This is a genomic window from Kitasatospora sp. NPDC004723, from assembly GCF_040609255.1.
Classification (GTDB): Bacteria; Actinomycetota; Actinomycetes; order Streptomycetales; family Streptomycetaceae; genus Kitasatospora.
This window is the reverse complement of record NZ_JBEXJT010000064.1, coordinates 18449-38290: the sequence shown is the minus strand read 5'-3', so window position 1 is coordinate 38290 and position 19842 is coordinate 18449. Positions and strand designations below refer to the sequence as shown.

Genomic DNA, 19842 nt, shown 5'->3' with positions numbered 1-19842 from the left:
TTGGCCCGACCCCCCCCCCCCGGGCGCGCGGCCCGTACCTTTTTCCTTCCCCCCCCGGCCCCCGCCCGGGTTGGGGGCCCCCCCCCCCCGGGGGGGGGGCCCGCCGCCGAAAGGGTCACCGCCGAAGTGTGTGGCGCCGGGGATCCCGACGTCGCCAAGCTCGCGCCCGATGATGATTCCCTCTCGGACGCGGTGCGGTTCCGGGTGGCGCGGGCGATCGTCGGCAGCCCGGGCGACGCCCCGGCGGGGTGGCGGCGGTGGGCCGAGGAGGCGTTCCATCCGCCGCAGCCGTGGCGCGAGCTGCTGGGGGCCGCGGTCCGCTCGGCGGTCTGCGGCGCGGGCGCCGGGGAGGACTACTCCTACGGCCGCCCGGCCCGCCGTTCCGCCGCGCTGCCCGGGGCGGTGCTGCCCGCCCTGCGGCGGCGACCGCCCCGGGTGTGCGTGGTCGTCGACACCTCCGGCTCGGTCGGCGACGCCGAGCTGGGCACCGCGCTGCTGGAGGTCTCGGCGATCTGCCGGGCCGTGGGGGGCCGTCGCGACCTGGTGACCGTGCTGTCCTGCGACGCGGCGGCGCAGGCGGCCCGGCGGGTCTGCGCCGCCGCGGAGATCCCGCTGGTGGGCGGCGGCGGGACGGACCTGCGGGAGGGCTTCGCCGCCGCGCTGCGGGCCCGGCCGCGCCCGGACGTGGTCGTGGTGCTGACGGACGGCCAGACGCCGTGGCCGACGGCCCGGCCGTCGTGCCGGACGGTGGTCGGACTGTTCGGGCGGCTCGGCGGGTGGCGGGAGGACGGCTCCGGCTACCGGCGGCCGGAGCCGCCCGGCTGGGCGCGGGTGGTGAGGCTCGGGGGTGGCTGACGGCTCCCGGCCCGGGTCGGGCGATCCTGGCACAGAGGGGTTCGGCGGAGCCGTGGTCGATGGTGGGGGCATCGAGGCCTCCGCCATTAACTCCTCGACGGCACGGCATCCATGACGTGCCGTTCAGGCCAGCCGCCCGGAGCCTTCCGGCCATCGGCCCCGACGGCCCACCCGGCCCACCGTTCGCATGCCATCATCCCTTCAGAACGATGTGACATGTCACAGCCCGTCCGGTGTCGCGCCGGACGCGCTGCCCACCCACGGAGGGATCCCACCCATGCACCGTCGTCGCACCGCCGCCACCCTGGCCGGCGCCGCGGTCCTCGCCGCGCTGACCGCCACCACCGCCCCGGCCGCCGTCGCCGCCACCACGCCCGCCGCTCCATCCGCAACCGTGAAGACCACCTGCGGCAACTGGGCCGTCGACATCCTCTGGATCACCGCCTGTATCGATGTCGACGGCACCCAGGTCAACCTCTGGGGAAAGGCCTACCCGCCCTCCCTCAACTGGTCTCCCCAGTCCGTCCTCTTCAACTTCTCCGCTACCGCGGTCGGCCAGCCGCCGATCACGCCCGTGGACACGGAGGCCGTGGTGCCCATGGGCGGCATCCCCGTGCAGGGAATGACCTTCAACGTGCCCTGCGGCACCCAGGTGACCGGGACCTTCGGCATTCCGGCCGGCCCCTGGCCTCCCTCGTCGTCGTCGGTCACCGTCACCGTCCCCTGCTGACACCAGCCCTGGCCCCACCCGCGCGGCCCGACAGGCCGCGCCGGGGACGCAGCCTCGGAATCACATCACCGGCCGCCCCGGTGAGCGCACCGGTGCTCAGGTCCAACGCGGCGAGCAGGACCCGGACGTCCGCCCGGTAGCCCGCCGCCGTCGGCCGTCGGCCGTCGGCGGCCGGCGCGAGGATCCCGGGGAGCACGATCGGTTCCGTCCACCCGTCGGCGTCGACCGGCCCGCTCCGGACCGTGGTCCGCTCCTCGCCCTCGCCCCCGAGCCGCACCGCGAAAGACCACCCCGCCCGCGAGCGCGGACTGCGGCCGGCTGCTCCTCGACGCGGGCGGGCGGCGGCGCTGGTACAGCCCGGCCACCTGCGGTTCGGCGACCCGGGGCGCGGCGGGTCGCCGAACCGGCGCGCGACCCGAGCCTCCCCACCCCCCGTTTCACCCAACTCCTTGACGATTGCATGACATTGACGGACCATCATGCTCGCGGCGCCGCACCCGCCTCCTCACCGTTCCGTCCCTACGGACCCCCACAGGAGGACAGTCATGCGACTGCCCCGTCGAGGAACGCCCGCCACGGTCACCGCCGTCCTGCTGGCCCTCGCCCTCGCCGTCCCGCTCACCACCCAGGCCACCGCGCAGCCGGCCCCCGCGGCCGCCGCGAACGCGGGCCCCGATGCCACCTTCACCCGGCAGTACCGCCTCGACGGCCCCCGGACCGTCGCCGAGCGCACCGCCGTCGCCGCCACCGGCGCCTCCGTCGACGCCGTCCGGCCCGACTCGCTGACGGTCACCGCGACCCCCGCCGAGGCCGCCCGGCTGCGCGCGCTCGGCTGGTCGCCCGTCCCGCTGCCCGGCCCCCGGTACGGTGCCGAACCCGGTCTGGAGGGCGTCGGCGCGGCGCTGTACGACTTCCCGTCCGCCGACTCCGGTTACCACAACTACGCCGAGGCCTCGGCCGACATCGACGCCGTCGTCGCCGCGCACCCCGACATCATGAGCAAGCGGGTGATCGGCACCTCCTACGAGGGCCGGCCGATCGTCGCCGTCAAGATCAGCGACAACGTCGGCACCGACGAGGACGAGCCCGAGGTGCTCTTCACCGCCCACCAGCACGCCCGCGAGCACCTCACCGTCGAGATGTCGCTCTACCTGCTGCACGAGTTCGGCGACAAGTACGCCTCCGACCCCCGCATCGCGAACGCCGTCAACAGCCGGGAGATCTGGGTGATCCCGGACCTCAACCCGGACGGCGGCGAGTACGACATCGCCACCGGCCGCTACCGCAGCTGGCGCAAGGACCGCCAGCCGAACCCGGGCAGCAGCTACGTCGGCACCGACCTCAACCGCAACTGGGACTACAAGTTCGGCTGCTGCGGCGGCTCCTCCGGCTCCACCTCCAGCGAGACCTACCGGGGCAGCGGACCGGAGTCCGCCAAGGAGACCAAGGTGGTCGCCGACTTCGTCCGCAGCCGGGTGGTGGGCGGCAAGCAGCAGATCACCGCGGCCATCGACTTCCACACCTACAGCGAGCTGGTGCTCTGGCCGTTCGGCTGGACCACTGCCGACACCGCCACCGGCATGAGCGCCGACGAGTACAACACCTTCGCCACCCTCGGCCGGTCGATGGCCGCCACCAACGGCTACACGCCCGAGCAGTCGAGCGACCTCTACATCACGGACGGGTCGATCGACGACTGGCTGTGGGGCGCGCAGCGGGTGTTCGCCTACACCTTCGAGATGTACCCCGGACCGAACGGCGCCAGCGGCTTCTACCCGCCCGACGAGGTGATCGGACGCGAGACCTCCCGCAACCGGGAGGCCGTGCTGCGGCTGGTGGAGACGGCCGACTGCGTCTACCGCGCGATCGGCAAGCAGCAGCAGTACTGCGGCATCGCCGACTGACAGCGGGAGGAACGGCCCGCCCGGACCCCCGAGGTCCGGGCGGGCCGTTCCCCTGTCGGCGAACGTGCCCACCGGAAGCGTCTGTTTGGGTTAGGAAGGTGGTCCGGGGCGAGTGGAACGAGGGGAATCCATGACCGGTACCGCGAAGATCGGAAGGCTCTACCGGCGGTCGTTCCCGGTGCGGTTCACCACCGTCACCCTCGCCTACCTGTTGGCGATCGTCGCGCTCGCCTGGCTGCTGTCCAGCCGCGACCGCCACTTCCCGTGGTTCCCACCGGGATTGCTCTACGTCGCGGCGATCCTCGGCTACCCCGTGCTGCTGCTCGTCCCGTGGCAGTGGACGCAGGCGGTCTGCCGCGAGCATCGCACCGGGCCGCTGGCCAGGGCCGGTCTGGTGGCCCTGCTGCTCGGCGGCGGAGCCTTCGCCGCCCTGTCGCTCGGCCGCGCGGAGCAGCAGGCCCTGCACGAGCGGGGCACGGCGGTGGCGGCGGTGGTGGTGCGCCACGAGGAGGATCCGGGCGACCCGGAGCTCGGCGCCTCCGCGTCCTACCGGTACGTGGTGCGGCTGCCGGGCGGCGGGGAGGAGTCCTTCTCCGCCGACAAGGACGAACTGCCGCTGACCGAGCAGCCGGTGACCGTCACGATCGACCCGCTCGGCAAGGTCGACAGCATCGCGGGCACGCCCCCGTCCGCACCCGCCACCGCGCCGTGGGCGGCCTCCTTCGCGCTCGCGTTCGCGGGGGCGCTGGCGGTCGCCGCCGCCACCCGTTTCCGCCCGACGAACGCGGCCACGTCCACCTCGGCACCGTCACGACCGCGGCCCTCGTCGCCCGGCTCCGCACATGATCGACCGGACAAGTCCTAGCCGGCGGCGTTCCCCCTGGTCAGCGAGGAGGCGAGCCGCTCCGCCGTGTCCGCGTCCAGGGCTGCGTGCCCGAGCAGGAAGCGGTACCAGAACACCCCGTAGACCTGGTCCGCGATGAGGTCCAGATCGGCCTCCCCGGCCAGTTCGCCGCGCTCACATCCCCTGGCGAGGAGCTCGCGCAGCGCGCCGCGGCGGGCGGCGGTGAAGCTGCGCATCAGCTCGGCGAGGTGCGGGTCGCGGGCGGCCTCGCGGGCGACGGTGCGCAGGGCGGAGGCGGTGGTGTCGCGCTGGGCGGCCTCGAAGGTGGTGGCGATGAAGGCCTGCAGGTCGGAGCCGAGACTGCCGGTGTCGGGGCCGTGGACGTCCTGGTCGGCGCGGTCGGTGAGGGCGTCCAGCAGCACGGCACCCTTGGAGGGCCACCACCGATAGACGGTCTGCTTTCCGACGCCGGCCGTGCGGGCGATGGCGTCGATCGTGACGGGCGTGCCGTCGGACTCCGCGAGCAGGCGCAGCGCGGCGTCGAGGATCGCCCGGTGGGCTGCTTCGTTGCGGCGGCGGCCGGTGTGCGGGCGCACGGCCGGGGCGGTCCCGGCCGCGGCGGGCGCCGCGTCGGCCGCGGCTTCGGTGTCCTGGACCTCGCTCATGGTGTTCCTCTTCCTCTCGCCCCCGCTTGACAAGACTAACAGTCTCGGCAAACATCATTGCCAGAACCAACGGTCTCGACAAGTCGGAAGGTCCCACCACCATGAGCACTGCGTCAAACCTCTTCGCCGGACAGCGCGTCGTCGTGATGGGCGGCAGCTCGGGCATCGGAGAGGCGGCGGCCACGGCCTTCGCCGCGGACGGCGCCGAGGTCGTGGTCACCGGCCGCGACCGCGACCGGCTGGACGCCGCCGTCGCCCGGATCGGCGGCAAGAGCACCGGGCAGCGGCTGGACGCCGCCGATCCGGTCGCCCTCGCCGAGTTCTTCGCCGGGGCCGGCACCGTGGACCACCTGGTCGTCGCGGTCAGCGGCGCGGCCGGATCCGGCCCGTTCGCCCACCTCGACCTGGCGGAGCTCGCGACCGGCTTCGACGCCAAGTTCTGGCCGCAGGTGCGCGTCCTCCAGGCGGCGCTGCCGCACCTGCGCGAGGACGGCTCGGTCACCCTGATCACCGCCGCCTCGGCCCGAGCCGCCTTCCCCGGCACCGCGGGACTGGCCGCCATCAACGGCGCCCTGGAGGCGATGGTCCCGCCGCTGGCCGTCGAGCTCGCCCCGTTGCGGGTCAATGCCGTCTCGCCCGGCGTGGTCGACACCCCGTGGTGGGACCGCGTCCCGGCGGAGCAGCGGGCTGTCCTGTTCGAGGGTCTCGCCGCCACCACCCCGGTCGGCCGGGTGGGTCGCGCGGAGGACGTCGCCCGGGCGATCCACATGCTGGCGGCCAACACCTTCGTCACGGGTGTGGTGTTCGACTGCACCGGCGGGGCCAACCTCCCCACCGGTCGTTGAGCCCGACGGCATCGATCGGCCCGGTGCCGCGTCGGGCCGTGGTGACAGGTCGCGCCCGGTACTCCAGCAGGACGTCTCCGTTCCCGCTGGAGTACCGACCCCATCGGTCAGTCGATGCCCTCGATGATTCCGGCGTCGTGGGCGACGGCCCGAACACCGAGGGAGACGAGCCGCCCGCCCCCGGCTCGCACGGCCGGACCGGCCGGCTCGTCGTAGGCGGCCGGCTTCTCAGGGTCTGAAATCGTGCAGCAGGGACTGACCCGGTAGCCCCTGCCCGTGGAACCCTCCAGTGTTTGAGGACGCGACGTCAGAGGCTCTTGATGCTCTCGATGCGCTCCACGATCAGTTCGCAGAGTTCGTGGGTGCGCAGGGCGTCGTGGGCGTCGAGGGTGCGGCCGGCGCCGACGGCGGTGAGGAAGGCGAGGACGACCTGCTCGATGCCGCGCTGGCGGGCGACCGGGACCCAGTCGCCGCGGCGGCGGACGGTGGGCTGGCCGCGGTGGTCGATCACCTCGGCGAGGTTGTGGACCTCGCGCTTGGAGTCGGCGCCGGAGACCTCCAGGATCTCCTCCGTCGATCCGGAGAGGCGGTTCATCAGGCCCAGGGCCGTGAAGCCGTCGCCAGCAAGGGTGAGGACGACGTGCTCCACCAGGCCGTCGCGCACCCGGGCGCGGACGTCCACGTGGTCGATCTCGCCGGGGGCCAGGAAGCGGAGGGTGTCGACGACGTGGATGAAGTCGTCGTAGACGAGGGTGCGGGCGGCCTCGGGCAGGCCCTCGCGGTTCTTCCGGAGGACGATGAGGTCGCGCGGGCGTTCGAGGGCCTGGGCGTAGCCGGGGGCGTGGCGGCGGTTGAAGCCGACCGCCAGGGAGCGGCCGGTGCGGTCGGCGAGGTCGACCAGGCGGCGGGCGCCGTCGAGGGTGTGGTCGAGCGGCTTGTCCACGTAGACGTCGACGCCGGCGGTGAGCAGTTGCTCGACGATCGGCACGTGCTGGTCGGTCGCCGCGTGCACGAAGGCGGCCCGGATGCCGCTGTCGATCAGCCGGCCGAGGTCGGTGAACCGCTGCTCCGGGGCGATCCGGTACGCCTCGCCGAGCCGGTCCAGCTTGGCGCCGTCCCGGGTCATCAGCCGCAGGTCCAGGCCGGGCAGCGCGCCGAGGACCGGCAGGTAGGCCTTCTGCGCGATGTCACCGAGCCCGATCACCCCGACGGGCAGCGGGGCGTCGGGAACAGCGGTCGAACTCATCAGATCTCCACGGGTGCGTGAGCCGGTGTCGACCCCACCCTATGCAGCGGCCCCGACCCGGCCGGACGGGGCCGGACGCGGACCGCCGGGTCCGCGTCCGGCCCCGGGGATCAGGGGCAGAGCTGGTGGGTCGTGGGGGTGCACTCGGGGTCGGGGTCGATCGGACCGGTGCCGCCGGGGTGGTAGTTGGACCACCAGAGGGGGGTGCTGCCGTAGTAGACGACCAGGTTGCCGCCGTTCTGGATGGCCAGGTACGCGCCGGGGTGGCGGCCGGTGCGGCTCTCCCAGAGCGGGCGCCAGGCGGCGTCGTAGGCGGTGAGGTTGCCGTCGGCCTGGACGTAGAAGTAGGTGCCGACCCCGTAGGTGCCCACGGCGGTCCAGATCGCGACGTTGTTCTTGTAGAGGACGACGTGCCCGTCGTACTGCTGGTACAGGACGGTGCTGCCGTCGGGCGAGGACCAGCTCTGGCCGCGGCTCAGGCCGGCGGTGGCCTGGATGACCGTCTGGTTGGCGTCGGAAGCGGGGGCCGCGGCGACCGTGACGGCGGCGGGGGCGGAGGCGGGGGCGCCGTCGGCGGCCTGGGCGGGGGCGCCCAGCAGCCCGGTCGCCATCAGGACGGCGCCCAGCGCGACGCCGGCGCGGGGGACGAGGGAACGCGCGATGCTCATGACGGACACTCTCCTCAAGTCACTTCTCCGGATGGCCTGCTGTCGGCCTGCCGAGAAGAAGTCTCACCGCACGCGAACCGGGCGGGCAACGCCCTTCGACCCAGCCCGAATCCGGGCACCGCGCCGAGGTCCCGGGCCCCGCTCAGGCGGCCGAGAGCCTGGCCCGGCGCAGCAGGTAGAGGCCGGAGGCGGCGGCCAGCACGGCCATGCAGGCGGCGAAGACCAGGCCCGCGTCCGCCAGGCCGAGGGGCTGGGCGAGCAGGCCGACGCCGATGACGGGGATCGAGATGCCGAAGTAGGCGACGACGAACAGCGCCGAGAGCGCGCCGCCGCGGTGTTCGGCGGGGGCGGCGGCGGCGATCTCGCCGACCGCGCCGCGCAGGCCCATGCCCTGGCCGGCGCCGCCCACCAGGGCGGCGAGGATCAGCGGCGCCAGCACGGTCCAGGCGAGCGAGGAGGCCAGCAGGGCGAGCCCGGCGATGAGCACCAGGCAGCCCAGCGGGATGGCCCGGGCGGTGCCCAGTTTCGGCACCAGGAGCTGGCCGAGCGTGGAGCCGAAGAAGGCCAGGAAGACGATCAGGCCGGTGGCCGCGTGGTTGTGGACGCCCAGGCCCTGCGCGAGGAAGGCGGGGCTGACCGAGGTGAAGACGCCCAGCAGCGAGAAGCCCGCGAAGGCGGCGAGGCCGGCCGGCACGAAGACGCCGCGGACCTCCGGCGGCAGCGACGGCCGTCGCGGGCGGGCGGTGCGCAGCGGTCGGGCGCCCTCGACGGTCTCCGGCAGGGACCACAGGACGGCGAACGAGGCGGCGAGCAGTACCAGGTGCACGGCGAACGGCAGGATCAGCGGGTGCGGCGCGTACTCGGCGAGCACGCCCGAGAGCAGGGGTCCGCAGCCGAGGCCGCCCATGTTGGCGGCGGTGGCGGCGAACGCGGCCCGGGCCCGGCGGCCGGGCGGGGCGAGTTCCAGGACGTAGGCGGTGGCGGTGCCGGTGAACAGACCGGCCGACAGTCCGGAGAGCAGCCGGCCCAGACAGAGCATCGGCAGGCCGCCCTCGGCGAGGAAGGCGACGGCGCTGGCCGCCGCGCAGGTCAGCCCGCAGAGCAGCACGGGGCGGCGGCCGACGGAGTCGGAGACGTTGCCGACGAGCAGCAGGACGCCGATGACGCCGAAGGCGTAGATGGCGAACACGACCGTGACCATCAGCTCGGAGAAGCCGATCTGCTCCTGGTAGAGGCCGTAGAGCGGGGTGGGCAGGGTGGTGCCCGCCATGCAGACTGCGAAGGCGGCGGCGGCCCCGAGGTAGCCCAGGTGGCGCGCGGTCGGCGGAGGGCCGGTCGGACGATCGGTCACCAGCCCACGGTAGGCGGCCGGGGCCGGGCCCGCGGCGGCGGGCTGCGCCGAATGGCCGCCCGCCCGCCTCGCCCGACGGCGCCGGGACACGACGCCGGATCACGGCGCCCGACCTGCGGCGCTGTCCCGAATCGCGGACGACATGCGGCTGGTGACGTCGGTCGCGGACCGGGTGACGGTGCTCAACTTCGGCCGGGTGATCGCCGAGGGGCGGCCGGCCGAGGTACAGCGCGACCCGGCGGTCGAGGCGTACCCGGGCACCGCCGGCGAGGAGGACGAACCCGCCGCACGAGGTGGTCGGCCTCGGCATCGGGCACGCGCCCGAGGGGCGGCGGGTGGGCTGCGGTCCCGGGGTGCGGGCCCGGCACCGGGCGGGGCGGCGGGCGGGGCGGCGGATCGGGCGGCACCGGCGGCGGACGCTACGGCCGGTGCCCCGGTGCGTCCCGGGCCGCCGTGCGGTGGAGGCCGGCGAGCATCGCGGCGAGGGCGGCCGTGACCGGGGTGCCGCGGGTGCGGCGCTCGGCCCAGCGCCAGTCGCCGTCGGGGTTGACCTCCAGGAAGACCGGGGTCCCGGCGCTGAGCAGGAAGTCGAAGGCGCCGTACCGCAGGTCCATCGCCGCGGCCAGGGTGCGGGTCGCGGCGGCGACCCGCGCCGGGAGCGACGGCAGGAGGCGGACGTCGAGCCGCTCCGGGGCGGTCCACGGGTCGGCCGGGTCCGCCTTGCCGAGTGCGAAGGCGTGCAGCCGCCCGGCGACGAAGTACACCCGCAGCTCGGCCTCGTGCTCGACGTACTCCTGGACGAGCACCGGCGGGCCGGGGCGCGGGCCGTCCCCGCGACCGGCGGCGAGGTCCGCGCGGTCCAGGACGGTGGGGAAGACGCCGTGCAGGCGGCCCGGCACCGGCTCGACGAAGTGCTGATGGGCCGCCTTGACGACCACCCGTGGCCCGTCGAAGGCGTCGCCGACCAGGTGCGGATCGGTGGTCAGCACGGTGCGCGGGGCGGCGACGCCGTGCCGCCGAGCGAGCCGGAGCTGGGAGAGCACGCCGGGGCGCTCGGGGCGGATCGCCGTGCCGGAGAGTTCCGCCAGCTGCCCGGTGGCCGCCCGCCAGGAGTCGCGCAGGAAGGCGGTACGGGCGGAGTCGGGAGCGCGGGCTTCGCCGGCCGCCACCGCGGACGCGGCGAAGTGGCGGATCCAGGTGACGGTGGGTGTCAGCGGGCGCCCGTTCAGGCGCACCGCGCGGTCGTCGGGCCCGACCGTCAGCGAGGTGGCGGCGAGTTCCTCGGCGTTCAGGCGCACGGTGCGGATCCCGGCGCCGATGAGCAGCCGCTCGACCGGGTCGAGGTCGGTGTCACAGGCGCGGCTGAGCAGCAGCACGCACCGCTCCGGCGCCGGTCGCACGTCGAACACCCGGCCCGGGTCGTCGAGTTGGGCGAGGAAGGCGGAAGCGTCAGGCATCGGCGTCGGCGTCGGAAGTGGCGAGCAGGTCGTCGGCCATCGCCAGCAGCTTGACGACGGTCGCGGCCACCTGGTCGGGAGCGGTCGGCAGACGGTCGGCGACGCGCTGCAGCACCGCCAGGTCGAAGGCCGGCGGCTTCGCGGCCACCGGCGCCGGGGCGGCCGGGCCGGGTGCCGACAGGAGTTCCAGCACCGTCGCCATCTCGGTGGCCAGCAGCCCGAGCGAGGCCATGTCGCCCAGGTCGCAGCGCGGCCGGCTGTCACGGTCCAGCACCGACAGCACGCCGACGCAGTCGCCGTCGCAGATCAGCGGCGCCGCCATGATGCCGCGCGGCACGTAGCCGGTGGACTCGGCGGCCGAGCGGGCGAACTGCGGGCTCTGCGCCACGTCGTCCACCATCACCGGCTGGCCCGTCATCAGCGCCCAGCCGGCGATGCCGGTACCGGCCGGGAAGCGGCTGCCCAGCAGATGGTGCTCGCCCTCCCCCGCGACCGCCGCGAAGACGAGGTCGCCGTCGCTCTCGTCCACCAGCAGGACGGAGGCCGCGGCGGCGCCGAACACGCTGCGCGCGACCTCCACGATCGACTGGAGCAGTCTGCGCCGGTGGATCTCGGCACTCTCCAACGGGTCAGTCGACACGCGCACCTCCATCGGGTACGGCTACGTTCTCGGCGGCCAGGTAGAGGACGGACTTGAGCTGGAAGGGGGTGAGCGAGCGGTGCTTGCCGAGGATGAGCGCGCAGATGCCCGCGATGTGCGGGGTCGCGAAGCTGTTCCCGGTGCTGAGCAGCTGCCGGCCGCCGGGGCCGGCCACCGGGACGCGCACGCCGCGGGCGTAGAACTCCACCGGCGGCGACGGGTTGTAGTAGTAGGTCATCGGGTTGGGGCTGTCGTGGCTGGCCACCGAGATGACCGAGGCGAACGGCCACGGGTAGCTGCGCACCGGCATGTTGTGCGCGGAGGCGACGATGACGCAGCGGCGGAAGTAGGCGGAGTCGGCGAGGTCGCGCAGGGCGTCGCAGAACTCGGCCTTGGTGGTGGACAGGCTCAGGTTGATGACGTCGTAGCCCTCCTCGATCGCCCAGGTCAGCCCGGCGAGCAGGGCGGCGCCGCTGCCGTGCCGGCCGCCGGACAGGACGCGCACCGAGGTGAGCGCGACACCGGGGGCGATGGAGCGGATGACGCCGGCGCAGGCGGTGCCGTGGCCGGCGGTGTCGGCGGGCTCGGTGGGGACCACGGCCAGGGTGCCGTCCTCGGCCCGGACCACGTCCATCGCCCGCTCCAGGCCGCCGACGAGCGGGTGCGCGGCGTCGATGCCGCTGTCGAGGACGCAGACCCGCACCCCGGAGCCGTCCGCGCCGCCCCAGGCCCACTCCCGGGTGAGCCGGCCGCCGAGCGGGCTGACGTCGAAGGGCTCCTGCGGCACGGTCGAGACGGGCAGGCTCCAGGCGGGCACGCCCGGGAAGTGGTCACGGGCGGGGCGGCGCCAGGGCGGCAGGTGGCGGGCGGTCATCGGCCGTCGCCCCCGTCCGTCCGCCGCGCCGGGCCGGCCGTCCCGGCGGCGAGCCAGGCCCGGACCCGTCCGGCGGGCAGGGTGGCGCCCTTGGCCTCGAACATCCGCAACGCCTCGGTCCCTTCTGCCGCCGCCCGCCCGGCCCGGCCGGCCGCCCGGAGCACGATCGCCCGGTCGAGGAGCGTCTCCCCGATCAGGCAGGGGTCGTCGGAGCCCGCGCTGAGCGCCCGCGCCGCCTCGGCCGCGGCCAGCGCCTCGGGGTGGCGGCCCCGGGCGGAGGCGATCCGGCCGCGCAGGGCGACGGCGCCCAGCCGGGCGCGCGGGTTGCCGCCGTCCGCGGCGCCGTCCGCGCCGCCGGTCGGGTCCGGGTCCGGGCCGATCCGGTCCAGGGCCGCGGCGGCGGCGTCCGTACGGCCCTGGGCGAACAGCTCGCGGGCGATGGTGACCTCGGTGGTCCGGGTGTCCGGGGCGTGCTCGGCGGCCCGCAGCACGCCGAGGCTCTGCCGGTAGCGGGCCTCGGCGACGTCATGGGCGCCGGCCAGCGACTCGACGAAGCCCGCGGCGTCCAGCAGCACCGCGTCCGCGAGGTCGGCGTGCACGTCGTGGGAGTAGCCGAGCGCCTCGGCGAGGGTGCGCCGGGCGCCGGTCACGTCGCCGCCCAGGGCCTCCAGGTGGGCGCGGGCGACGAGCACCGGGATCAGCAGCGAGCGGTTGGCGGCGAAGCGCCGGCCGAGCAGTGCGCACAGCTCCAGCGAGGCGGCCACCGGGGTGGGCGTCCACTGCGTCAACTCGCAGACCGCGCAGAGCAGTCGGTCCTCCTCGTAGCCGTCGGCCAGGGCCCGGGCGCGGGCCAGCGCGAGGCGGAAGGAGCGCTCGGCGGAGGCGGTGCGCTCGGCGGCGAGTTCGAGGTGGGCGTGCAGCTGGTGCAGCCGGCACCAGCTGAGGTCGTCGCCCGGGTCGCGCTCCAGCCGCTCGGTGAGGCGCCGCGCGTCGGCGGCGACGTCGGCGGGTGCGGCGAGGCCCAGCCGCAGGGCGACGATGCCGTGCTGGATCGCCCGGGTGGCCGCGGCGCGCGGGTCCTCGGGCAGCGCGGCCTCGGCGGCGGCGAGCGCGGCGCGGCAGCGGGCCTCGTCCTGCAGCCAGATCCCGGCGTCGCAGACGTGCAGCGCGAGGGCGGTGTGCGCCGGGTCGCCGACCGGCAGCAACGCCCGTCCGCGCTCCAGGAGCTGGACGGCGGCGGGGAGGTCCTTGCGGGCCAGCGCCCGCATGCCCTCGGCGATCAGGGTGCCGGCCGCCGGACCGGCCAGGGCGGGCAACCGCGGGTCGCCGGGGCGCAGTTGGCGGCGCAGCAGGCTGGTGGCCTCGACGTGGTAGGCGACGGCCAGCGGGTCGGGCGGACGCTCGCGGGAGAGCCGGTCGGCGAGGAAGTCGTGCCAGCGCTCGCGGCGGGTCTTCGGGGTGAACTCGTAGGCGGTGTCGCGCAGCAGGGCCTGGGCGAAGCGGTAGGTGCCGGCCGGTCCGGGTTCGAAGACCCGGCGGCGGGCGAGCCGGGCGGTCGCCACGTCGGCGGCGGGCGGGGCGGTGCCGTCGGCCTCGGCCATCGCGCGCAGCTGGGCGCGGGTGAACTCGCGCCCGACGACGGCGGCGAGCTCCAGCAGGCCGCGTTCGGTGGCCGGGAGCCGGTCGAGCCGGGCGCCGAGCAGGGCCTGCACGGTGGGCGGCACCTGGGTGCCGGGGGCGGTCTCGGCGAAGACGTCCATCAGCTGCTCGGCGAAGAGCGGGTTGCCGTCGCACAGCGCGAGGACCCGGCCGGTCAGCTCCCGGTGGTCGTGGACGCGGTCGTCCTGGGGGTGGACGTCGCCGCGCAGGGCCAGGCCGCCGACCAGGGCGGCGGTCTGCTCCCCGGTCATCGGCCCGAGGTCGACGGTGAGGGCGCACGGCGTTCCGGCGGACCAGCCCGGGCGCAGCTCGAACAGCTCGGGGCGGGCGAGGCAGAGCAGCAGCACGGGGACGTCGCGCAGCCGGCCGGCGATCTCCTCGACGAGGTCGAGCAGGGTCGACTCGGCCCAGTGCAGGTCCTCCCAGACCAGGACCACCGGGCGGCGGCGGCCGAGCAGCGCCAGGAGGTGGCGCACGGCCCAGGCGATGTCCGCGACGCCGACCGGCTCCGGGGCGGCGGCGGGAGCAACGGAGGACATGGCGGCGAGGACGGGGGCGGGGGCCGACTCGGCGACGGCGGCCAGGGTGCGGGCGACCAGGCTCCGGGTACGGGCGCCCTCGTCGTCCTGCGCACCGTCCCGCGCACCGTCCTGCCCGCCGTTCATCCCGCCGCCCTCCCCCGCCAGCAGCCGGTTCAGGGCGGGCCGGCCGCCGGGCAGCGAGCCGAGCATCTCGGCGAGCGGCCGGTAGGTGATGCCCCGGCCGTAGGCGGAGCAGCGGCCGGACAGCACCACGGCCTCGCCGTCCGGCAGTCCGGCGAGGAACTCGCGGACCAGCCGCGACTTGCCGATGCCGGGTGCGCCGACGACGGTGGCGAGGCAGACCCGCCGCCCCTCCCGGGCCTGCCGGTAGCCGTCGGCGAGCCGCGCCAGCTCCCCGGTGCGGCCGATGAACGGGGTGAGCGGGCCGGGCCGGTCGGCCGCCTCCTCGGGGGCGGTGATCCGCCAGGCGGGCACCGGGCGGGACTTGCCCTTCAGCTCCAGCGGTTCGACGGGTTCGGTGCCGACCCGCGCGCGCACCATGGCGGCGGTGTCCGCGCAGACCAGCACCTCGCCCGGCCGGGCGGCCGTCTGGAGCCGGGCGGCGGTGTTGACGGAGTCGCCGACGACCCGGAAGTCGTCGCCGGGCCGGGTGATCACCACGACGTTGCCGGTGCAGATGCCGGCCCGGGCCTCCAGCCGGACCTGGTACGCGGCGGCGAGTTCGGCGGTCAGTGCGGCCAGCGCGGCGAGCGCGTCGGTGGCGGCGCGCACGGCGCGCAGCGCGTCGTCCTCGTGCGCGACGGTGGCGCCGAACGCGGCGAGGATCGCGTCCCCGATGAACTTCTCGACCACGCCGCCGTGTTCGGCGATGCAGGCGCCGCAGCTGGCGAAGTAGCGGTCCATGACGCGGCGCAGCGGTTCGGGGTCGAGGCGTTCGGCGAGCGTGGTGGAGCCGACGATGTCGAGGAAGAGCATGGACACCTTGCGGCGGGACTCGCGCGGCTCGGGCGGCGGTTCGGCGACGGCCGCGAGGGGTGCGCCGCAGCCTGCGCAGAACCGGTCCGCCTCGGCGGTGCGACGTCCGCACGCGGCGCAGCTCACGGCCGGCCCTCCAGGGTCGGTTCGGCCGGTTCGGCCGTGTCCGCGGCAGGCTTCGGAGCCGGAGCCGGAGCCGGAGCCGGCAGCGCGAGCCGCGCGTAGACGCCGGCGAGCACCACGAGCAGCCCGGCCACGGCGAAGACGGTGTCGATCGGCCCGAACCTCAGCCCGGCCAGCGAGCCCGAGAAGCCCCGCAGCCCGCTGCCGACGAGCCAGCCGGAGAGCACCGCCGTCAGCATCGCCGCCAGCCGGGTGACCGGGTAGAACACGGCGACCACCCGGCCCCGGAACTCCTGCGGGGTGGCGGCCAGCAGCAGCGGCGCCATGGCGGTGTTCAGCATGGTGATCGGCACGATGAAGACGAACAGCAGCGCCACCGCGCCCGGGAACGCGGTCTGCCGCGAGTACAGCACCAGCAGGACGCCGCTGGCCATCAGCCCGATCCAGGTGGTGCGCCGCGCGCCGATCCACTGCACGACGCGGCCGGCGGCGAGCGCGCCGGCGATCCCGCCGATGCCCATCGCCATGCCCAGGTAGCCGTACAGCTCGGCGGAGGCGTGCAGGTTGCGGGTGGCGAAGAAGACGTTGAGGGTGCTGAGCGCCCCCGTGCCGAGCTGGCCGATCACGGTGAGCAGCAGCAGCGCGACCAGGAAGCGGTTGCGGGCGAAGAAGCGCAGTCCGGCGGTGAAGTCCTGGAACAGGCCGCGCCGTTCGGCCGCCTGTGCGCGCTGCTTCGCGGCGGCGGCCGACGCGACGGGCGTCAGGTCCGCCCCGCGGATGGCGAAGTAGGACACCAGGTAGGAGAGGGCGTTGAACAGCAGCGCCCACTGCAGGCCGACCGTGAACAGCAGCGGCGCGGCGAGCGGCGGACCGATGATCCAGGCGGTCTGCCCGGTCGCCTGGGCCAGGCCGGCCGCCCGGGCGCGGTCGGCCTCGTCGGTGACCAGGTCGGCGATGACCGCGAACCGGGCGGGGGTGAAGAACTGGCTCGCCGCGTTGAGGGCCAGCACGGTGGCGTAGATGAGGGCGAGCCAGACGCCGGCCGGAAGGTCCTCGGTGGGCACGAAGGAGACGGCGGTCAGCGCCGCCACCAGGACGCCGCGCAGCACCTCGGTGCCGAGCATGGTGGCGCGCTTGTCCCAGCGGTCGACGAAGACGCCCGCGAGGGGGCCGACGAACATCACGGCCGCGCTGGTCGCGAGGACGACGCCGCTGACCGCCTGCGGGCCCCAGGACCTGCCCTCGGCCAGCACGGTGGCCACCCACAGGACGAGCGTGGTGCTGAACACCGCGTCGCCGACGGAGGAGACGGCCTGGCCTAACCAGAGCCGGGTGTAGGTGGGGCTGATCAGGGTCGGCCGGAGCCTGGCGAGGGCGCTCATGCGGTGCCCTCCGCTCCGAGCAGCAGCGTCATCAGGGCGGTCACCAGGGTGGTGTGGTAGGCCTTGGCGAAGTGGTCGGCGGGCGGGTCGGCGGCGCCCGCCCGGGTGGCGGCGGAGCGTCCGGGGACGGAGCCGTCGGGGCGCTGGGCGCGGGCCAGGCAGTCGACGGCGGCGGCGCCCTCGGGGGTGCCGGGGGCGTCCAGGCCGAGGCAGACCTGGGTCATCACGAGTTCGGCGGCGAGGTCCCACCAGTCGTGCCGCACGCAGTGGTCCAGCAGCCGGGCGACCAGGGCGGCGGCAGCGGCCACCGCGCCCTCGGGCAGGCCGGGGCCGGTGCGGGCGAAGTCGCTGAGGTAGAAGCTGGAGTGGGTGAGCGCGTAGGCCTCGGGGACGGTGACGGGCGGCTCCTCGGGGCGGCCCGCCGCTCCTCGCGCGTCGCGGCGGTCGCGGCGCGCCGCGCGGGCCAGGGCGGTGGCGGGGAGCTCGACGAGGACGTTGCGCTCGGCGAGGTCCGCGTACGGCTCCACGGTGTGCGCCACCCCGGCCTTGTCCGCGTAGTAGCGCAGTTCCAGCCGCTGGTAGGCCGAGCGCCCGACCGGGGAGAGGTCGGCCGGGGTGAGCCGGGCGAGTTCGGCCCGGCAGGGCGCGTCGTCCGTCCCGGCCGGGGCGAGGGCGGCGCAGGCGAGCCGGTACTGGGCGGCGGCGCGCGGGTCGGCGGCCAGCAGGCGCGGGAAGCCGGGGTGGCGCCAGATCGCCCGGACCCGGGCGGTGGCCTCGGTGCGGCGCGGATCGGCGCCCTCGTCGAGCCGGCTCCAGCAGTGGGTGAGCAGGGCGAGTTCCAGCGCGGCCTTGGCCGGGCGGTGCGCGCCGCCGCACTCGCCGGGGCCGCGTTCGAACGCCGGGCGGCGGGTCGCGAACGGGTCGAAGTGGTCGAGGTGGCGGCCGAGCCAGCCGAGCGTGCCGGCGGAGAGCCGCCGCAGGTCGCCGCCGACGCCGAGACCGGATGCCGTGGTCACAGGCGCCCCGTCTCGTCCAGGTAGTCGAGCAGCGCGGCGTCCACCGTGTCGTGGAAGTCGGCGAGGGTGCGCCGGTCGTCCTCGCGCCGGTAGAGGTCCTCGCAGGCGACCCAGCGGTCCCGGGTGCGGGCGGCGGGCAGGTAGCCGCCGGTGACGGTGCCGACCTCCCAGTCCGGTTTGCCCGCCGTCTCCCAGCAGCTGGCCAGCGTGCCGTCGGCGCTCACCACGGCGCCGTAGCGGCCGTCGCCGTGGCCGCAGGTGGCGCACGGCCGGTGGGCCTGCGGACGGCTGACGGTGAAGCCGAGGTCGAGCGCCCGGCGCTGCCAGCGGGTGAACCGGTCGGAGAGGTCGCGGGTGTGCCGCAGGTCGTTGCCGTAGCCGACGCCGACGTCGCCGACCTGGGCGAAGTACAGGGTGCAGCGGGCCGGGTCGAGCGCGACGGCGAGCCGGTCGATCAGCGCGTCCACGCCCCGGTGGGTCTCCTGGGAGACGTTGACCCGCAGCAGCCAGCGCAGCGGGGAGGTCTCGGAGGCCCCGGCGAGGTTGCCGACGATGGTGTCGAAGGTCCCGCCGCCCTCGGTGCGCCGGATCCGGATCCGGTCGTGGTCGGGGCGGTCACCGTCGAAGGTGACCTGGACGGAGCGCAGTCCGCGCTCGGCGAGTCCGTCGGCGAGCGCGGGGGTGAGCAGGGTGGCGTTGGAGATCATCCAGGCGGAGGCGAGGCCGTGGCCGGCGGCCCGCTCCAGCAGTTCCAGGCAGCCGCGCGGGTTGAGCAGCGGCTCGCCGCCGAACAGCAGGATGCGCAGCTCCGCCAGGCCGGCGGCGGCCATCCGCCGGTCGGCGAAGTCGAGGATGTCGGTGATGGTGCGCGAGGTCAGGCGCTTGCGGGCGATCCGGGGCGGGCGGCTGCCGCCGTCGCCGTCCTGGCCGGTGTTCTGGAAGCAGTAGCCGCAGCCGAGGTTGCAGTGGGTGCTGGTGAGCACGGTCAGCGCGTAGCTGCGCGGGGCCGGGGCGGTCAGCAGGCCGTGTTCGCGCAGCCGGCGTTCGGTGCCGGGGCGCAGGGTGCCGTCGGCCGCCAACTGGCCCGGGCGCAGCCGGGCGAGGCCGCCGCCGGGGCCGAGGAACCACCAGTTGCGCTCGCCCCGGAGGAGCCGGGCGCCGCCCTCGGCGGCGGCGGTCGTCACCGGGCTCACCGGGCTCGCGGGGCTCATCGGGCACCTCCCAGTGCCGGTACGGCCTGCCTGCGGTGCAGCAGGACCACCGTCGCCAGCGCCACCACCAGGGTGGACTGGTAGGACGCGCGGAAGTACTCGACGGGGCTCGCGCCGGCGGGCGCCCGGTCGGCGGCGGAGCGGCCGGGGACGGCGCCGTCGGGAGCCTGGACCTCGGCGAGCATCCGCAGACCGGCCGCCCCGGACGGGGTGCCCAGCGGGTCGAGGCCCAGGCAGTACTGGGCGAGCACCAGCTTGCCGGTGAGGTCCCACTCGCCGCGCCGGACGCACCGCTCGGTCAGGCGGACGACCCGGTCGCGGGCGTGCGCGAGGTCGGCGGCGCCCAGGCCCGGGTCGCGGAAGCCGAAGTCGGCGAGGTGGAAGACGGTGTGGGTCACGTTGCACACGTCCAGGTCGGCGAGCGGCCGCTCGTCGGCGTGGAGGGCCAGCCGGCTGATCCGGTAGAGCTCCGGGTAGCCGCCCAGGCGGTGCGGCACAGCGGCGAGTTCGGCGTAGTAGCGGGTCTCCAGGCGCAGGTAGGGCGACTTGCGGCGCGGCGTCAGGAAGTCGCCCGCCACCGCCTCGGCGAGGGCCGTGCGGTGCGGGCCGTCGGCGGCGAGGCCGGCCGGGGCGAGCGCGCCGTACATCAGCTGGAACTGCCGGGCGTAGCGGGGGTCGGCGGTGAGCAGGGGCGGGTGGCCGGGGTGACGCCAGACCCGGTCGACGGTCGCGGCGACCCCGGCCAGCTCCGGGTCCGCCGGGTCGGCCTTCGCCCAGGCCCGGTGCAGCAGGGCGAGTTGGAGCAGCGCCTTGACCCGGGGGGTCACCGGCAGCTCGGTCCGTCCTGACGGTCCG

16 protein-coding genes and 3 pseudogenes are annotated in these 19842 nt (G+C 75.6%); 7 read left to right on the top strand and 12 right to left on the bottom strand.

Annotated elements, in window-relative coordinates; genetic code table 11:
* Positions 1–186 precede the first annotated feature (186 nt).
* From ABZW10_RS35775 to ABZW10_RS35755, 5 genes and pseudogenes are all read left to right on the top strand, one after another.
* Positions 187–855, top strand: a pseudogene (locus ABZW10_RS35775) (VWA-like domain-containing protein); the annotation flags it as partial.
* A gap of 277 nt (positions 856–1132) precedes the next feature.
* On the top strand, positions 1133–1585 hold the full coding sequence (locus tag ABZW10_RS35770; RefSeq protein WP_355374859.1) for a hypothetical protein: 453 nt from the start codon (positions 1133–1135) through the stop codon (positions 1583–1585).
* A gap of 312 nt (positions 1586–1897) precedes the next feature.
* Positions 1898–2038, top strand: a pseudogene (locus ABZW10_RS35765) (hypothetical protein); the annotation flags it as partial.
* A 92-nt stretch (positions 2039–2130) separates the two neighbouring features.
* Entirely contained in the window at positions 2131–3489 is a 1359-nt protein-coding gene (locus ABZW10_RS35760) for a M14 family metallopeptidase (protein WP_355374856.1), read from the top strand.
* Between the two features lie 130 nt (positions 3490–3619).
* Positions 3620–4354 (top strand): hypothetical protein, encoded by a 735-nt coding sequence (locus ABZW10_RS35755; protein ID WP_355374853.1) that lies wholly within the window; start codon positions 3620–3622, stop codon positions 4352–4354.
* Here the strand turns inward: ABZW10_RS35755 and ABZW10_RS35750 are convergent.
* A complete protein-coding gene (locus ABZW10_RS35750) occupies positions 4351–4998 on the bottom strand; it encodes a TetR/AcrR family transcriptional regulator (RefSeq protein WP_355374850.1) in 648 nt (215 codons plus the stop codon). The genes ABZW10_RS35755 and ABZW10_RS35750 overlap by 4 nt on opposite strands.
* A 101-nt stretch (positions 4999–5099) precedes the next feature.
* Here ABZW10_RS35750 and ABZW10_RS35745 point away from each other — a divergent pair, with 101 nt between their 5' ends.
* A complete protein-coding gene (locus ABZW10_RS35745; protein WP_355374847.1) occupies positions 5100–5843 on the top strand; it encodes an SDR family oxidoreductase in 744 nt (247 codons plus the stop codon).
* 307 nt (positions 5844–6150) lie between these two features.
* Here ABZW10_RS35745 and ABZW10_RS35740 read toward each other — a convergent pair whose 3' ends face one another.
* The 3 genes from ABZW10_RS35740 to ABZW10_RS35730 form a co-directional block, all read right to left on the bottom strand.
* A complete protein-coding gene (locus tag ABZW10_RS35740) occupies positions 6151–7059 on the bottom strand; it encodes a Gfo/Idh/MocA family oxidoreductase (RefSeq protein WP_355374876.1) in 909 nt (302 codons plus the stop codon).
* A 140-nt stretch (positions 7060–7199) separates the two neighbouring features.
* On the bottom strand, positions 7200–7757 hold the full coding sequence (locus ABZW10_RS35735; RefSeq protein ID WP_355374844.1) for a hypothetical protein: 558 nt from the start codon (positions 7755–7757) through the stop codon (positions 7200–7202).
* Between the two features lie 142 nt (positions 7758–7899).
* Positions 7900–9027 (bottom strand): MFS transporter, encoded by a 1128-nt coding sequence (locus ABZW10_RS35730; protein ID WP_355374874.1) that lies wholly within the window; start codon positions 9025–9027, stop codon positions 7900–7902.
* Between the two features lie 220 nt (positions 9028–9247).
* Between ABZW10_RS35730 and ABZW10_RS35725 the strand changes: the two are divergent.
* Positions 9248–9604 (top strand): annotated as a pseudogene (locus ABZW10_RS35725) (hypothetical protein); the annotation flags it as partial.
* Here the strand turns inward: ABZW10_RS35725 and ABZW10_RS35720 are convergent.
* Genes ABZW10_RS35720 through ABZW10_RS35685 form a run of 8 tightly spaced genes read right to left on the bottom strand, consistent with a single transcriptional unit; the run spans position 9528 to position 19814 of the window.
* Positions 9528–10565, bottom strand: coding sequence for a hypothetical protein (locus tag ABZW10_RS35720; RefSeq protein ID WP_355374842.1), 1038 nt, complete (start codon positions 10563–10565; stop codon positions 9528–9530). The pseudogene ABZW10_RS35725 and the gene ABZW10_RS35720 overlap by 77 nt on opposite strands.
* The gene (locus tag ABZW10_RS35715; protein ID WP_355374839.1) at positions 10558–11205 is read right to left on the bottom strand and encodes a GAF domain-containing protein; all 648 of its coding nucleotides are present in this window, start codon (positions 11203–11205) and stop codon (positions 10558–10560) included. The genes ABZW10_RS35720 and ABZW10_RS35715 overlap by 8 nt, the downstream gene beginning before the upstream one ends.
* Positions 11195–12079 carry a S8 family serine peptidase gene (locus ABZW10_RS35710; RefSeq protein WP_355374836.1) on the bottom strand — a complete coding sequence of 295 codons (885 nt, stop codon included), beginning with the start codon at positions 12077–12079 and terminating at the stop codon, positions 11195–11197. The genes ABZW10_RS35715 and ABZW10_RS35710 overlap by 11 nt, the downstream gene beginning before the upstream one ends.
* The gene (locus ABZW10_RS35705) at positions 12076–15381 is read right to left on the bottom strand and encodes an adenylate/guanylate cyclase domain-containing protein (protein ID WP_355374833.1); all 3306 of its coding nucleotides are present in this window, start codon (positions 15379–15381) and stop codon (positions 12076–12078) included. Before ABZW10_RS35705 ends, ABZW10_RS35710 begins: the two co-directional genes overlap by 4 nt.
* A complete protein-coding gene (locus tag ABZW10_RS35700; protein WP_355374830.1) occupies positions 15378–16760 on the bottom strand; it encodes an MFS transporter in 1383 nt (460 codons plus the stop codon). Before ABZW10_RS35700 ends, ABZW10_RS35705 begins: the two co-directional genes overlap by 4 nt.
* A complete protein-coding gene (locus tag ABZW10_RS35695; RefSeq protein WP_355374827.1) occupies positions 16757–17776 on the bottom strand; it encodes a hypothetical protein in 1020 nt (339 codons plus the stop codon). Before ABZW10_RS35695 ends, ABZW10_RS35700 begins: the two co-directional genes overlap by 4 nt.
* Complete coding sequence (locus tag ABZW10_RS35690; protein WP_355374825.1) at positions 17773–18987, bottom strand: radical SAM protein; 1215 nt, start codon at positions 18985–18987, stop codon at positions 17773–17775. The genes ABZW10_RS35695 and ABZW10_RS35690 overlap by 4 nt, the downstream gene beginning before the upstream one ends.
* Complete coding sequence (locus tag ABZW10_RS35685; protein ID WP_355374822.1) at positions 18984–19814, bottom strand: hypothetical protein; 831 nt, start codon at positions 19812–19814, stop codon at positions 18984–18986. Before ABZW10_RS35685 ends, ABZW10_RS35690 begins: the two co-directional genes overlap by 4 nt.
* Positions 19815–19842 lie beyond the last annotated feature (28 nt).

Bases quoted from the DNA above. Each gene is read 5' to 3' on its own strand.
- ABZW10_RS35745 (WP_355374847.1), top strand. From the start codon at position 5,100: ATGAGCACTGCGTCAAACCTCTTCGCCGGACAGCGCGTCGTCGTGATG.
- ABZW10_RS35690 (WP_355374825.1), bottom strand. From the start codon at position 18,987: ATGAGCCCCGCGAGCCCGGTGAGCCCGGTGACGACCGCCGCCGCCGAG.
- ABZW10_RS35720 (WP_355374842.1), bottom strand. From the start codon at position 10,565: ATGCCTGACGCTTCCGCCTTCCTCGCCCAACTCGACGACCCGGGCCGG.
- ABZW10_RS35730 (WP_355374874.1), bottom strand. From the start codon at position 9,027: ATGGCGGGCACCACCCTGCCCACCCCGCTCTACGGCCTCTACCAGGAG.
- ABZW10_RS35700 (WP_355374830.1), bottom strand. From the start codon at position 16,760: ATGAGCGCCCTCGCCAGGCTCCGGCCGACCCTGATCAGCCCCACCTAC.
- ABZW10_RS35750 (WP_355374850.1), bottom strand. From the start codon at position 4,998: ATGAGCGAGGTCCAGGACACCGAAGCCGCGGCCGACGCGGCGCCCGCC.
- ABZW10_RS35770 (WP_355374859.1), top strand. From the start codon at position 1,133: ATGCACCGTCGTCGCACCGCCGCCACCCTGGCCGGCGCCGCGGTCCTC.
- ABZW10_RS35760 (WP_355374856.1), top strand. From the start codon at position 2,131: ATGCGACTGCCCCGTCGAGGAACGCCCGCCACGGTCACCGCCGTCCTG.
- ABZW10_RS35710 (WP_355374836.1), bottom strand. From the start codon at position 12,079: ATGACCGCCCGCCACCTGCCGCCCTGGCGCCGCCCCGCCCGTGACCAC.
- ABZW10_RS35735 (WP_355374844.1), bottom strand. From the start codon at position 7,757: ATGAGCATCGCGCGTTCCCTCGTCCCCCGCGCCGGCGTCGCGCTGGGC.
- ABZW10_RS35755 (WP_355374853.1), top strand. From the start codon at position 3,620: ATGACCGGTACCGCGAAGATCGGAAGGCTCTACCGGCGGTCGTTCCCG.